The organism is Salegentibacter sp. BLCTC, assembly GCF_015143665.1.
GTDB lineage: Bacteria > Bacteroidota > Bacteroidia > Flavobacteriales > Flavobacteriaceae > Salegentibacter > Salegentibacter maritimus.
Genome location: NZ_WYEW01000004.1, coordinates 173,111 through 188,740 on the forward strand (window position 1 = coordinate 173,111; position 15,630 = coordinate 188,740).

Genomic DNA, 15,630 nt, shown 5'->3' on the forward strand with positions numbered 1-15,630 from the left:
AAAAAGTTATATTCTTAATATTCAGATTTTTCAAAAAACTCAGGATGGAATCGTTTTCCATTAGATTTCCATCTCGTATAATGCCCCATATTTAAACGACCTGTGAACTCTTCAAAATTTTTGTCCTTGTTTTTGCTCCAAACAGCTTCACTAAAAGCAGCCATTCTTGGTAGTAACATGTATTCCAGATGTTCTACCGAAGATATAAACTCGGTCCAAATTGCAAATTGAGAGCCTAATACATATTTTGCTTCATTGGCTGTAAGTGCTTCGGGTACCGGTTGGTAATTATAAACGCGTTCTAAGGTATTAATCGAGTAGGGGCCGGCTTGTGGCTCTCCTTCAGGGTCTGCCTGGTAGCGATTAAAATAGAGCGGGTCACTGGGGCTCATCACTACATCGTGCCCAGATTTTGCTGCCGCAATTCCGCCTTTTTCACCCTGCCAACTCATAACTGTGGCATTTGGGGCCAGGCCACCTTCCAGGATTTCATCCCAACCAAGGAGTTTTCGGTTATTGGCTTGTAGAAACTTCTCCATACGTTTTATAAAATAGCTTTGAAGTTCTTTTTCATCTTTTAGGTTTTCCTCTTTAATTCTTTTTTGACAGGCTGCACATCTTTCCCAATAAGACTTATCTACTTCATCTCCACCCACGTGAATATATTCTGAAGGAAAAATATCCATAACTTCTACTAAAACATCCTGTAAAAACATAAATGGAGCCTCTTTCCCGGCACAATAATTAAAGGCCATCTTATCTGTATCTATTACCTTGTTCCACAAATTAGATCCGGGAGGATCCTGTTGGGGCTGTGCACATGAAAATTCGGGATAAGCAGCAAGCGCTGCTGCCGAATGCCCGGGCATTTCTATTTCAGGAATTACCTTTATGTTTCTTTTAGCAGCATAAGCAACTACTTCCCTGGCTTGTTCCTGGGTATAGAATCCGCCATATGTATAAGGTTCCCCTGTTAATGGTTCAGTATAAGTAGAATCTACCTTATAAAAAACACTTCCCGGTATCTCTTCGCGCCAGGCGCCAATACCGGTTAATTTTGGATATTTTTTAATCTCCAATCGCCAGCCCTCATTATCTGTAAGGTGCCAATGAAACGTATTTAGTTTATAAAAAGCCATTAGGTCTAATACCTCTTTAATGACTTCTACAGAATAAAAATGCCTGCTTACATCTAGCATCATACCACGCCACGTAAACGCAGGTTCATCGGTTATTTCCATCGCCGGAAGCGTGATTTTTTGATTGGTACGTATTCCCGGGAAATATTGCAACACACTTTGTACTCCATAAAATACGCCGGCCGTAGTAGGAGCAGAGATTTTTACAGTATTTTCTGAAATTTTTAAGGTATAGCCTTCTTCATTTAGATCGAGGCTTTTATCTATTTTCAGGGCAATATTTTTTTCTGAACTTTTATTCAAAGGAAGTTCAAAACCACTTAGGCGTTTTACCTGCTTTTGAAAATAAGCAGCCATTTCTCCCAGTTCGTCTTTTTCAGAAAATTGAAGCGAGGTATTATTATCTACTTCAAAAGCGCCGGAAGTTAGCTCCATTTTTGTTGGTGCAGGGATAAGTTGGGAGTGCATTAAATTAGGTACCCCTAATATAAATAGCAAAATAACCAGCCTGCCCAGGCCTTTTTTTAGACTGTTTTCGGGTATTGGTATTCTACCTAAGTTTGATGCTTGCCTTTTTGGTAAAAGAAACTCCGGATTTAAGTATCCGGAGTTTTTATTAAAATTATTTCTCATGATTTTTACTTATTTATCTTCGTAAACTTTAATAAACTGCTTATCCAGTTCTTCTGAATCTTTATATTTTTTACGAGTTTCCTTCAATTTTTTAATCATCATCTCTCTTACTTCAGCATAATCAGGATCGTAAAAGACGTTATGCAATTCCTGCGGATCGTTTTTGCGATCGTAAAGTTCCCATTCGTCTACATCGTGATAAAAATGCATGATCTTATATTCTTTGGTAGCAATTCCATAGTGTCGTTTAACGGCGTGCTCGGCAGGATACTCATAATAATGATAGTAAACGGCATCTCTATCCCAAGCATCCTTTTCTCCCTTTAGCAATGGTAATAAACTTTTACCCTGCATTTCATCTGGTGCATTTACACCAGCTGCATCTAAAAAGGTTTGTGCAAAATCAAGGTTTTGAACCATTTCCTCTTCGGTGATACCTGCTTCTATTTTATTGGGCCATTTAATAAGTAGGGGAGTTCTAAAAGATTCTTCATACATAAAACGTTTGTCAAACCAACCGTGCTCTCCCAGGTAAAAACCCTGGTCTGAGGTGTAGACAACTATAGTATTATCAGATAAATCATTTTCATCTAAATAATCTAAAACACGTCCTACATTTTCATCTACTGAAGCAATAGTTCCCAGGTAGTCCTGCATATAACGCTGGTATTTCCATTTCATTAAGTCTTTATCATCCATTTCGGGATATTTTTCTTCAAACTCTTTGTTAATAGGATCGTAAACTTTATCCCAGGCAGCTTTTTGTTCTTTAGTCATCCTGCTGGTAGGATCTCCCAGGTAGCGTTCTTTTATTCCCAGTTTTTTAACTGTAGAATCTTTTAATTTGTTATCGTTGGTAAGTACCATATGAGTTAGAATATTCATTTCGGCGGTTTTCGCAGCGCTACTTTTACGGCTTTTTGGCTGGTCTAAATTGTATTTTTTAGATGCTGCATCGGGAGAACTGGCTTCCAGGTCTTCTTGGTGAATACGGGTGTAATCATCAAAAAGCGTTTCGGGTAATGGGAATTCTTTTTTAGTAAATTCTTTATAATGTCTTTCTGCCGGTAACCATGCACGGTGTGGCGCTTTGTGTAGATACATTAACAAGAAGGGTTTTTCCTTATCGCGTTCTTTTTCTAACCAATTTATGGTGAGGTCTGTAATAATATCGGTCACATAACCATCTATTACCGTATCACCATCTTTGGTTATAAACCTGGGATTGTAATAACTTCCCTGGCCGGGTAAAATTTTAAACTCATCGAAGCCTTTTGGATTGTTCCCAAAATGTAATTTTCCGAACATGGCGGTTTGATAACCCGCATCCTGTAAGATTTGTGGGAAAGTAACATTAGTAGTGTCAAATTTACTCAGGTTATCTATTTTGCCATTTAAATGACTGTGCTTTCCGGTTAAAATTACGGCACGCGAAGGGGCACAAATAGAATTGGTTACCGAGGCATTGTTAAAAAGAGCACCTTCTTGTGCCAGCCTGTCTATATTGGGAGTGTTAATTAGTTTATCGCTATATGCACTTATGGCCTGATATGCGTGATCATCAGACATCATAAAAACAATATTGGGGCGTTTGGTTTCGGTTGTTTTTTCCGTTTCCTGATTTTTACAGGAGAATAAAGCTGCTGCTATGCCTAGCGAGCAAAGGAGTGTTTTGTAGTTTAACATATAACTTAATTTAGATTTTCGCTTACTTATGTGAGGAAATAATATTGAAAATTAATTACAGGTATTTTAAGATTTATATTTCCCGATTCTTTTTTATTTGTGTGAACTTAATTCTTTAGAACCCCTTATTTTTTTTCAGGTTTTGTTTCATTTCTTCTGTTTTTTCAGGCATTTCAGCAGCCAGGTTTTTTGTTTCTCCGGGATCTTGTTTTAGGTTATAAAGCTGTGGTTCTTTATTAAACCCGGTTTCTATATCTACACCCCATGGCACCATTACCGGTCCTGAATGGGGCTCTATATATTTATAGTCGCCTTCAACATAAGAGAGTACATTTCTAATGGCTTGCTGTACAAGAGATTTTCTGCCATTAATATCATTTCCAAGTAAAGCCTGCCATTGATTTTGGCTGTCTATTGCACTGGTTTTTGCTACTTTTTGTCCTGTTGCGGCTGCAAACGATCTTAAAAAATCTACCTGGCTCATCAAAGCCTTTGAGGTTTGGTTCGCTGCTATTTTACCTTTCCACTGCACGATTAATGGTACTCTTGTGCCTGCTTCAAAAGTGCTGTATTTTCCACCCCTAAAGTCTCCAAAGGGATTATGAGTACCCAATCTTTCGGCGGCACCATCTACGTATCCATCATCCAGTACGGGACCGTTATCACTGGTGAAAATTATTATGGTATTTTCCTCCAATTTCAATTCCTGAAGTTTCTTTTGGATGGCACCTACGGTATAATCCAGTTGAACAATTACATCACCACGAGCTCCTTTTCCGGTAACACCGGCAAAACGTTCGTGGGGTACGCGGGGTACATGAATATCATGCGTTGAGAGGTACAGGAAAAATGGAGAGTCTCTATTTTCTTCAATAAATTCAGCTGATTTTTTTACCAATTTATCAGCTATATCTTCGTCTCGCCACAATGCATTTTCACCTCCACTCATATACCCAATTCGGCTTATTCCATTTGTAATACTCTGGTTGTGACCATGAGAATACATCATTTTTAATTGTTCTGGGTTTTTGCTTCCCGTAGGTTTATCATTAATGTTTTCACGATAGCTTACGCTTATGGGATCTTCCGGAACCAGGTTGACTACCCGGTGATTTTCAACAAAAACAGTAGGTACTCTATCGCCGGTTGCAGGAAGAAGAAAGGCATAATCAAAACCTATTTCTAAGGGACCCGGTTTAATTTCTTTATTCCAGTCGATGGGCGATTTATCCCCCAATCCAAGGTGCCATTTTCCTATGGCTGCTGTGTTGTATCCGGCTTGTTGTAAAACTCCGGGTAAGGTGGTACGTCCCGGTAAAATTAAACTGGTAGCATCTCCCGGTGCCACACCGGTGCCTTTTTTTCTCCAGGCATATTCCCCTGTGAGCATAGCGTAGCGAGAGGGGGTACAGGTGGCCGCAGTAGCATAGGCGTTGGTAAATTTTAATCCGTTTTTGGCTAAATCATCAATGTAAGGTGTTGGGATTTCACCTCCATAACTGCTAATATCCCCATAACCGAGATCGTCGGTATAAATAAGGATAATGTTGGGTGTTTTGTTGTTTTGGCTTGTAGCCTTTAATGGTATAAGTCCCAAAAAAGTTAATAAGAAGAGATAAATACCGGTTTTTGAGTTAATTTTCATATTTGAGTTTTTTATAATAAAAGACAGGCTCATTATAAACCTGTCTTTTCCAACTAAATCAAACCTAATAGTTAATGAGCATATAATTCAAATTTTACTTATAATTTTTATAAAATCTTATTAATATTCCGCGGGAATTGCGGCCGATTTAGACCATCCCGGATTTTGATATAACACTCCATCTGCCCCCATCGAGTTTGTTAAAGTAAACTGATCTAAAGGTATTGGATTAAGATAATGTGCTTCGGGAAAGGAGTAGCCTTCATAAGCACGGTTAGAGCTTTTTATTCTAAAAGGTTGAAAATATGTTGAGCCGCCATTTTCCGGAGAATAAGATACATTTTCGCCTTCTTCTATTTGTGTGCCATAATCTTCCTCATATTTTTCCCAAAGATTGAAGCCTTCAACAATGTAGTTTTCCATAGTATCAAAAGCGCTCCATCGGTACATATCAAGTAAACGCATACCTTCAGCTATAAATTCGTTTCTGCGCTCACGTCTTATGTTGTAAAGTGTGGCATCTACACTTTTTCCGGCTGAAAATTTAGCAAGATCACGTTCCTTGTCTAAATTAGTATTGGAAATAGTTTTTTGAATATCGGTATCTACTCCGGCTCTTTCCCTTAGGCTTTTCCAATAAGCAATGGCTTTTCCGTTTAGGCTTCCTTCTTTTTCGTAAGAAGCTTCAATATAATTTAGGTATGCTTCTGCTACCCTAAAAATAGGTGTTTCGGTAGTTCCTGAGGTAGAAGATTCGGCCTGGGTAGGATCTATACTCATCCATTTTTGTAATTGATATCCGGAGGTTACACTTTGCCAACCCGAACCGGAGGTTAAATCTGGATACTCAAAAAACTCTTTTGATCCATCAGAATTTTCCTTTCTAACATCGCCTTCAGTCAATACTGAAACCTGGAGTCTTTTATCCCTATCGGTAACTACATCTTTTAAAGTGGCATCACCTTCATAACCAGAACCTGCTGCATAGATAGGTAATCCATTTTGCATAAGGTAAGATTCTACCAAAGATCTGGTATAACCTACGCCGCCACCGGTACGCTGTAAATAATGCGTGGCTCCGTGGCCCAGTACATTTTCAATTCCATAACTCTTATAAAAAAGAACTTCCTCTATATTTGCCAGGTTTTGAGAAATAAACATTTTCTGATAGTCTTCATACAAATTATATTTTCCGGCAACATTATTGGCATATTCCATGGCTTTACCCAAAAAATAATCAGCTTCAACCGAAATACTTCCGGCCGGATATGAAAAGTTGGGATGTTGAGATGATCCCGGCCAATTTGGGCCTCCGGGAACCCTTGCTGTACCCTGGTGGTATTTTAACCAGGTGCCTTCAAACAAAGCAACTCTGGAGGCTAATAATTGGGCCGCTGATTTCGAAATTCGGTTTTTTGAAACCCCATCCTGAAGTAAATCTATGGCTTTGGTAAGGTCTTCAAGAATAAAACGGGCAACTTCATTTCTGGGTTGTCGTTCACTGGCTAAAATAAGGCTCTCCAAATCATCTGGTAACACTTCCTTTATAATAGGAAAATCCCCAAATGCCTGTAGTTTATTAAAGTAAAACCAGGCTCTAAAAAAGTAGTTTTCCCCACGATATTGCTGTACTTGGGCGTTTTCATCATCTAAGGCATTTGCAGCGATACGTTTTTCTATAGTTTCAATAAAATAATTGGTTTCCCTAATATTTGAAAAATTCCAATCTTTTAAACCATTTCCGGCCGAAGAAGGTACTAGTTTATAATCCTTTAATAAATTCTCTTCTTCAAAAGGGCCAATTAAATCATCGCTATTCCTATCGGTAGCATAGAGTGAATTTCGACCGTATTCTGAGTTTACATCAAAGGAAGTGTAGAATTTATTAACAAAAAGTTCCAGGTCTGAAGGCTTATTAAAATAAGCTTCTTCAGATAGAAAATCTTCAGGTTCGCGTTCTAAATAATCTTCGCAGCTTTGTGTTAATATACTTGTGGCAAGTACAGTAAATACAAAAAATATTCTTTTCATCTGTTTATAATTTTAATCCCTATTTGGGAATTCATCACAGGGTAAAACTTCCCTGCGCGTTGCTATTTTTTTGCGTCCAGCATAGGCTGGATTCTTTTTCCTCATTATTTAAAAAGTCACATTTATTCCGGTTGAAAAAGTAGCAGACATAGGATATGTTTTTCCACTTCCATTAATCAGGTCCTGAATGCCCTCAGGGTCAAACATGCGTAAATTGGTATGGGTGTAAATATTCTCTCCGGAGATATATAACCTTAGATTTTGAAACCCCCAGCTTTTTAAAATTTGCTCTGGTAGGTTAAATCCTATTTGCACATTTTTTAACCTAATGTAAGAGGCATCCTGTAAGAAATGGGTTTGGGGCTTATAGTTTTTATCGCCAATAAAGGGGCGGGGATAATAAGCATCTAGATTTTCACCCAAATCGGCCCCAAAAGCTCTAAAGTAATCTAAATGGGAAGCATAAGGAGATACCTGCCATTGGTTGATTCCAGGATAGAAAGCACCACCTGATAATAGCACATCACGCTTGCCAACACCCTGCACAAAAGCCCTAAAATCGAATGCCTTGTACTGAAAACCTAAATTAACACCAAAGGTATATCTGGGCGTACTATTACCAATTCTGGTTAAATCGCCTCTATCGTCTAGTTTACGGGCACCAGCATTTACAAGGTTATCCCCATTTAAATCTTTATATTTCATATCGCCACCGGCCCAATTAGATCCGAAATTAGGTTTGTTTCCAGCCAACCATTCGTTCATTTCCAAATCGGATTGTGCGATTCCTGCCGATTCGTAACCCCATATCTCACCAATGGTTTTTCCTTTGTAGAACTGATCTCTACCATTCACCATAATAATCTTATCTGGGTTGCTATATTCGGTAACTTCAGATTGAACATCACTTAGTACGAAATTGGCGTTATAAGAAAAGTCTTCATTAATTCTGTCTTTCCATCCTACAGAAAGTTCCCAACCTTTCGAAACCAATTCGGCATTGTTTGTTCTTGGTACTACGGTTCCAAAAGTTCCCGGTTTAAGTGGGGCAGGGCCTACCATATCTTTGGTTTTTCTTTCAAAGATATCGGCAGAGGCCGTTAGGCGGTTATTAAATGCAGCTATATCAAAACCATAGTTGAAACTTATAATTTTTTCCCAGGTAATAGAACTACTGAAAGGCCTTGGAGCGTAAATAGAGGAGGGGACATTGTCGTTTACAATCCAGTTACCATTTTGGATGCTCATATTTTGGAAATAAGGATAGAAGCTATTGGTATTTTGGTTTCCTAACATACCCCATGATCCCCTAAGCTTTAGTTCTGAAACTTTTCGTCTAAAGTCTCGCCAAAATGCTTCTTTTGCAATATTCCATCCTGCAGAAAAAGAGGGGAAGTAACCCCAACGCTCGTCTGATGGGAAACGCGAAGCCCCGTCTGCCCTAAAGTTGGCTTCAACCAAATAGCGTTGTTTATAATCGTAGTTTATTCTTGAAAATACCCCAACGTTACTCCAGGTGCCTTTAGATTCGAAAAGATATTTTTCGCCGTTTTGAGATATAAAAGGAGTATCGTCAGACTCAATATTATCTGTACCTAACTGGGTGAAATGCGATTGATAAAGCTCACTTTGCGTTCCTAAAAGAAAGGTGAAGTTATGATCGCCAAGAGAAGTTTCGTAATCTGAATAGAAGTTAAAACCATAATAATTTACCTGGCCGTTATTCACCTGATAATAATTTTGACCAGGAGCGGTTATAGCGGTTATTCCCCAATCTCTTGTTTGGATATTTGGAGCATATCCAGAAAATACCGGGATGTATTCGCTTTCTCCTGTAGGTTGAATTACCGATATTTTGGCGATATGCTTGGTATCGTCGTGGTTTTCTATTCTGGAATTTACCTGTCCATAAATCTTCCAATCCTTAATTGGTTCGTAGGTTAACTGTAGCGTGTTGTAGAAATAATCGGTTTGTTCTTTAAACCTTCCGCCATCGGTAAGCTGTTGTACCATAGAGTTTTCCATGTATTCCCCATAAGGAGTAAAAAGCGGGCTTGTAGGAACAGACCTGGATAAGTTATGATAAAAACGTGACCCCTGAGCCGTTGGTCTATCCTGATTTTTACGCATGAATCTTGTGTTTAAGCTTAAATCGAATTTATCGCTTAGTTCTCCATTTATTTTGGCATTAAATGAAAAACGGTCAAACTTTTCATCAGAATAATGGAATATCCCTTCCTGTGTTAAAAAGTTCGCTGAGGTATAATAGGTTATTTTTTCACTACCTCCATTTACGCTTAAGTTATGTTCCTGCCCCAGGCTAAAGTCTTTTAAATGTATATCGTACCAATCTTCATCTCCATAAGCAGCTCTGTTTAGTGTCCAATTGGTTCCACTTGAGTTTGGTTCGGTACCAAAAGCTAAATCCCCATTTCTATAACTTTTAATAAGATCTATCCTGTTTTCATTATAAATGGGGTTTCTACCTGTATTCACATAAAGGTCGTTCAGCATATAGGCATATTCCAGAGAATTCATTCGTTCCGGAATATTTACAGGAACTTTATACCTAAAGTTGGTAGCATAGTTAATACGGGTTTTGCCTTCGCTTCCCTCTTTTGTAGTTACCAGTATTACTCCAAAAGGAGCACGAGACCCATAAATAGAAGCTGCTGCAGCATCTTTTAAGACCGAAATATTCTTAATATCATTAGGGTTAGTGGTATTTAGGTCACCTTCAATGCCATCAATAAGTATTAGTGGGCTACCGGAGGAGCCTTCGCCAATGGTACCTATACCTCTAATATTAATATCCAGGTTTCCATCTAATTCCCCTCCGGCATCTGTACTAATGTTTAAACCGGCAACCGCACCTTGTAAGGCCTTATCGGCATTTAATACCGGCCTGGATTCAAATACTTCTTCTCCAACCTGGCTTACAGCTCCTGTTAAATTTTCCTTTTTCTTTTTGCCAAAACCAACTACTACCACTTCCTCCAATTCGCTTTGCGATGTTTTCAAGGAAATATTTTGCACCACATCAGTTTGACTGTTTATGGGTGTAGATTGTGTTTCGAAAGAGATATAACTAAATACCAGCATAACATCCTGTGCAGCCGGAATATTGATGTTGTAATTTCCATCAAAATCGGTGCTGGTCCCATTATTAGTTCCTTTTTGTATAATGGTAACACCGGGTAATGGTATTCCTTCACTATCGGTAACTGTTCCTGAAACTTTAATTTTTTGATCTTGAGCATAGGAAAGCCCTATCAGGAAAAAACAGGCCATGGTAAGCCATAATTTTTTATTAAAATTCATCTTCAATATTTTATGGTTTTAAAGTGGCTGTCTGAAAAGTTCTTCAAATCGTCATCCTGAATTTATTTCAGGGTATAAAACATTGATAATCAAAATGTCTTAGGAGCTGAAACAAGTTCAGCTTGACGAAACTAGATATTATAGACAGCCTCTTTATTTATTTTTATTAATAGAATTTTCCGTCGTGCCCGTTTTGAGACGAGACATCAAAATTATCGTTGGTGTAAACCCGTATCCAATCCAGCTCCATAAAGGCTTCTTCGCCGGCAGCCATATTTGGCATTTCACCAGACCAACCACCTATACCGGGAGTTATAATCATCATCATCCCGGCCGGGTTGTCCCAGGGCCAGTCGTTATTGCCACCGTCTCCTTTTTTGTGTTCAAAATATTGGTACCCGTTAATACCCCCAATTATTTTATCATCTAAAACCTCCATCCAGAAAATGTTCCATTTGGTTTCATCTGGTAAGTTTACACTGGCAGTTTCGGCATTACCGGTCTTTGCAGAGAAGTTTTTAGTGTGCAGGGAGAAGTGAGCTTGATTTTTGAATGGACTTTCCATAAGGTCTATTTCTCCGTTATCTGGCCAAGGAATTCCCTGACCATCGTAGTTACTTTGTCCCATAAACCATAAAGCTTCATTAAATCCCTGGTGACCAGAAGATTTATATCTTACTTCAACTCGCATGTTGGTTGTAAACTTTACCCATTTCACACCACCCTGGTCGTAACGTTTACTATATAATGGTGCAGTTTCATATTCTGCAGCATCCCCATGAATATTTGTCGTAGGACTAGCTAATTTTCTGGTTTTAATTTTTAAAGTTCCATCTTTTACTACTTTCATATCACCATTAAAGACAGCATTTTGAATACCTCCTTTGGTATTAAAGTTCCAAAACCCGGTAGCATTATCTGTAAATTCATGGGCATTCCAAAATGTCCATTTTTCCTGAGATGGGTGCGCTACACCACGATCTAAGCCTATTTGAGCCGCGGTTTGAGAAGGAGCGCTATACACTAAAGATTCATCATTCATGGGGTGTAAACCTTGCTTAATAGCTATTTCAGTTTTTACTTCGGGATCGTCTGCTTTCTGAATTTCAATGACACCAGATACAGATTCAAAACTCATATTTTCGGTTGCGTTAACCTTAATCTTTATTGGAGTAGCCGTAGCCATTCCGCTTTCGTTCTCTATGATCACCAATCTCGAGTCTTTTGAAACTGCTTTCCAGGCAACATTAGATGAGGTAAGCTCTATTTCAAAAACCTGGTTTTTACCATCTATTTCTATAATGTTATTCTTTACAGCAATTTCTGAAGCGGTTTGCCCTAATTGTTCAATGCTATAGCTAGCCGTAACTTCTTCGTTAGGTTCTTTCCCTGAAAAACTAATTTCTATATTTCGTTTTTCGGTTGTTGTATTGGCCGGATATTCTACTGTTATTTTTTGAATATCTTCACTACCGGTTCCTCCGGAAGGATTTAATATTACCCCTTCTATATTAGAAGTAGCCTGCCAGTCTATATTTGAAGTAAGTGATACTTCCAGGCTTCCTTTGTTCGCTTCAACTGTTTTGTTAGAATTTTCTAAACTTAGTTTCGGCTCTATTTTTTCTTTTGCTTTTTGAGAAATTTTTAGCCATACTTTTTCTATGGCATTTTCATTGGCCAGCATAAAAGAAATAGAATCGGTTCTTATATTGTCGGTAGGGTTTTCTTTAAGACTTAATTTAATTTCGTGCTCCCCGGCATCACCACTTTCCGGATCTAAGCTGAGCCAGTTTGCGTCTTCAGCTTTGTTCGAAATCCATTTCTCCATAGCTTCCAGAGTAAATTCCAAATCGGTAGCTTCGGCAGCAACCTCAGTAAATTCCTGTGTAGAAATAGACAATTCCCTTCCACGTTGTTTAATTTCAAGGCTATCTTTAAATTCAAATGCGTTAAGGTACACCCATGTAGACCTATCGCCAACCGTATTGTTATCTTTAACCTGAATGGTAGCCTCGCCACTTCCGGTACCTTTGCTAGGTTGAATAGATACCCAATCCATATTAGACTCCTTTTCTATATTCCAGTAGGAATTAGTTTCAATATCAATCTTAAGGGAATCGGTTTTATTTTCCAGAATTCCCTCATCAAAATAACGAGTACTAAAATTGAAGAACGGTTCTCGAGATATAGAAGAATCTTTATCGTCGCTACTACAGGCTAGAAAGAAACTACCCGAAATTCCGAGACAAATAATTAACTTAAATGGTAATTGTAATTTCATACTTTTTGAAATTTTGTTATTAAATCAATTTTTTAAAACCAAATGGTTCTATTTTTTGAGAGCATTTATAAGAAGAAGAGAAAACCTAAAAAATCCTTATACACTAAATCGTTTTCGTTTCTTAATAATGATCAATTACTTGACGAATATAGCAGTATGTTAAATATGTTATAGATTTTAAGGGGGTACTTTTGGGTTACATTAATATTACTTTTGGGTTAATAAGTTTTGTTTAAGGTTTTGTAAATCAAAAACTTAATGATTGTTCAGAGTGTGATATCTATTTAAATCCTTTGTTAATAGGTTACATTCATTTATTAGGTAAATTGCTTTTTTAGATTTATTACTCTAAAGTCAGGGAGGTATAGAAGAAAAAATAGCTTTTGTGGTTTTGGAAGTAGAATGAACAAAAGTTTGCTCAGATGAAATGTCGGGGCTAATGTTATAATCGGAGGTAAGAAATGTATAAGATGTGAAGGATACCTATCTAGAATGCCTGGAGAGATTCGAATTTTATATTTGTGGAATATTGAAGGGTAATATGTTTTATGAATTAAGAACTAAATTAACTCGTAGTAAGCCAAAGAGGCGTTTAATAAATAGATTTTTGATTTATGAGGTATACCAGAAGTCACGATAACTATTGGGATAAACCTCGATTATCGCGTAAAAACCTGAATTTTCTATTATAGAAGAGACGTGGTATTGGCAGATAATTGTGAAATAGTAAAAATTGCTCTTATGTGGAGATAGGATTTCTTGACAGTGTATAAATTTTAAGTCTTGCTTTTTGAGAAGTAGCGGTATAAAAAGAGGCTGCCTAAACTTAATTTAGACAGCCTCTTTTACAGATTGTACATAAGAAGATCACAGCTTATGATTAATCCCTAATGTTATGATTTAAAACGCTGCACCTGAGCCGGCATTTAAAGACCAACCTGGATTTTGATAAATTACGGAACTGCCTGAAGTTTCGGTTATCAAAAAGTGTTCAACGGCAATGGGTTGCAAGTAGTGAGCATAGGCCCATGAATATCCTTCACTTACAGGGTTACCCGAGCCTAAATTTATTCGGTAGGGCATAAGGTAATCACTTTCTTCACTACTTGAAACATTAGGAACCCCCGGGTCCCCCGGTTCAATTAGTGTAGAATTACCTTCGTCGTCTACATACCATTCCTGCATTGGCCCCCACAATTTAAACCCTTCAATAATGTGTGGATTTTCTTTTAGTTGGTCCAGGGCTCTCCATCGTTTAAGATCGAATAAGCGCATTCCTTCTGCAATTAATTCACCACGTCTCTCTCTTCTAATATTATAAAGAACTGGGTCATCTAGTAATTGTCCTGTAGAGTAGGCGGCAAAATCATTTTCGGCTTCTTTAGAAATATCTGTAGCAGCTACGGTTATCGAGAAATCTGGTTCTATACCGGCTCTTTCACGAATAGCTTTCCAGTATCCGGCTGCCTTGGTATTTAGGCTACCTTCTTTTAAATAGGAAGCTTCAATATAATTTAAGTAAGCTTCAGTAGCTCTAAAAACAATACTTCCTGTAGAACCGCTGTTTCCTTCGACATTATTTTGAAGATAGGAAAAACCTTTTTTAATTGGGTAACCGGTAACATCTTTGGTTTCCTGTAAACCTGTTATTTCAGGTTTTTGTATAAGAAGAGGGTCCCCATTGGTGGCGGTGGCATCGGTAAGCCTAAGTTCTCCTGGCGCTTTCATAAAAAGCTGAAGCCTTAAGTCGCGATTTTCTTTTACATCTTCAATATAATCATCGCCGGCATATCCCGAACCATCAGCATAAATTGGTAAGCCATTTCTCATTATGAAGTTATCTACAAAACTTCTTGTATATCCCGAGTTACCTCCATTTTGGTTTAAATAATGATTAACGTTATGATTAATACCTATACTTGGGTCGTAATCTCTCCATAATAACACTTCCTGGTATTGCCCTGGATTTTCAGATCCAAACATGGTAAAATATGGATTGTTGGAGCTATTAAATGCAATGTCTTCTGCCGGAATATTTGGGGTTAAAGAAATAGCATCTGCTACGTTCGCTGATGCTTCCATCGCCTGTGAAAGAAAAAAGTCTATTTCAGCGTCAATATCTATACTAAAACCATCAATTTGTCCTGCGCCCGGCCAACCATCGCCGCCCGGAACAAAAGGGGTGCCTTTATGATAGGTAAGCCAACTTCCTTCGTGCAATGCCACACGGGATTTGAAGAGGTAGGCTGCGTGTCTGGAAATTCTGTTTTTACCGTGTGGCGGCTCATTTTGCAATAGCTCTATGGCCTTGTCTAAATCAGAAAGGATAAACCTTGCAACTTCATTTCTTGGTTTACGTTTTGATTCAGCAATAAGCTGCTCTAAATTATCTTCAAGCGTATTTTTTACAATAGGAAAATCGCCAACTTCCTTAACTTTTTGAAAATACTCATAAGCTCTTAAAAAGTAGGCTTCACCTACGTAATGTGCAATATTGCCAGGGTTACCTTTAATTTCATCTGCTTCAAATTTTGGTACTGCGTTTTCCAAAAAATAATTTAGTTGCCGAATGTTTCCAAAGTTCCAGGCCCCGCCAGATTGTGGTACGCGCCACTCACCGGGAGCCCAAATTCTACTATAACCAGAGGTAGCCTGGTTGTCGGTATGATTATCCCTACCAAAAGTTCCAATATTCCAACCACCATGAGTAGGGAAATTATACCTCGCAATGGTATAAGCAGCCAGGTCGGCTTCTCTGTTTAAATAATCGTTTGGTGTAACATCAGAGAGTGGTTCTCTGTCCAAAAAATTATCAACTTCGCAACTTGTCATAAAAACAACTGCGAATAATAAACAAACTGATTTTATATATTTTTTTGATTTCATATTTATTA

7 protein-coding genes are annotated in these 15,630 nt (G+C 38.1%); all 7 read right to left on the bottom strand.

The genetic code is table 11. The annotated features are described in order from the left end of the window. Positions 1 to 14 precede the first annotated feature (14 nt). The 7 genes from GUB10_RS07050 to GUB10_RS07080 all read right to left on the bottom strand — a co-directional run bounded on the left by GUB10_RS07050 (position 15) and on the right by GUB10_RS07080 (position 15,622). On the bottom strand, positions 15 to 1,772 hold the full coding sequence (locus GUB10_RS07050; protein WP_227740341.1) for a beta-N-acetylhexosaminidase: 1,758 nt from the start codon (positions 1,770 to 1,772) through the stop codon (positions 15 to 17). A gap of 9 nt (positions 1,773 to 1,781) precedes the next feature. Next, positions 1,782 to 3,458: a sulfatase gene (locus GUB10_RS07055; RefSeq protein ID WP_193710732.1), complete on the bottom strand. Its 1,677-nt coding sequence runs from the start codon at positions 3,456 to 3,458 to the stop codon at positions 1,782 to 1,784. 115 nt (positions 3,459 to 3,573) lie between these two features. Next, positions 3,574 to 5,103: an arylsulfatase gene (locus tag GUB10_RS07060; RefSeq protein ID WP_193710733.1), complete on the bottom strand. Its 1,530-nt coding sequence runs from the start codon at positions 5,101 to 5,103 to the stop codon at positions 3,574 to 3,576. Positions 5,104 to 5,223: 120 nt separating this feature from the next. Then, positions 5,224 to 7,134: a RagB/SusD family nutrient uptake outer membrane protein gene (locus GUB10_RS07065; RefSeq protein ID WP_193710734.1), complete on the bottom strand. Its 1,911-nt coding sequence runs from the start codon at positions 7,132 to 7,134 to the stop codon at positions 5,224 to 5,226. 108 nt (positions 7,135 to 7,242) lie between these two features. Next, complete coding sequence (locus GUB10_RS07070) at positions 7,243 to 10,455, bottom strand: TonB-dependent receptor (RefSeq protein ID WP_193710735.1); 3,213 nt, start codon at positions 10,453 to 10,455, stop codon at positions 7,243 to 7,245. 166 nt (positions 10,456 to 10,621) lie between these two features. Continuing rightward, on the bottom strand, positions 10,622 to 12,736 hold the full coding sequence (locus tag GUB10_RS07075) for a BACON domain-containing protein (protein ID WP_193710736.1): 2,115 nt from the start codon (positions 12,734 to 12,736) through the stop codon (positions 10,622 to 10,624). Positions 12,737 to 13,636: 900 nt separating this feature from the next. Beyond that, complete coding sequence (locus GUB10_RS07080; RefSeq protein ID WP_193710737.1) at positions 13,637 to 15,622, bottom strand: RagB/SusD family nutrient uptake outer membrane protein; 1,986 nt, start codon at positions 15,620 to 15,622, stop codon at positions 13,637 to 13,639. Between the last annotated feature and the right edge of the window lie 8 nt (positions 15,623 to 15,630).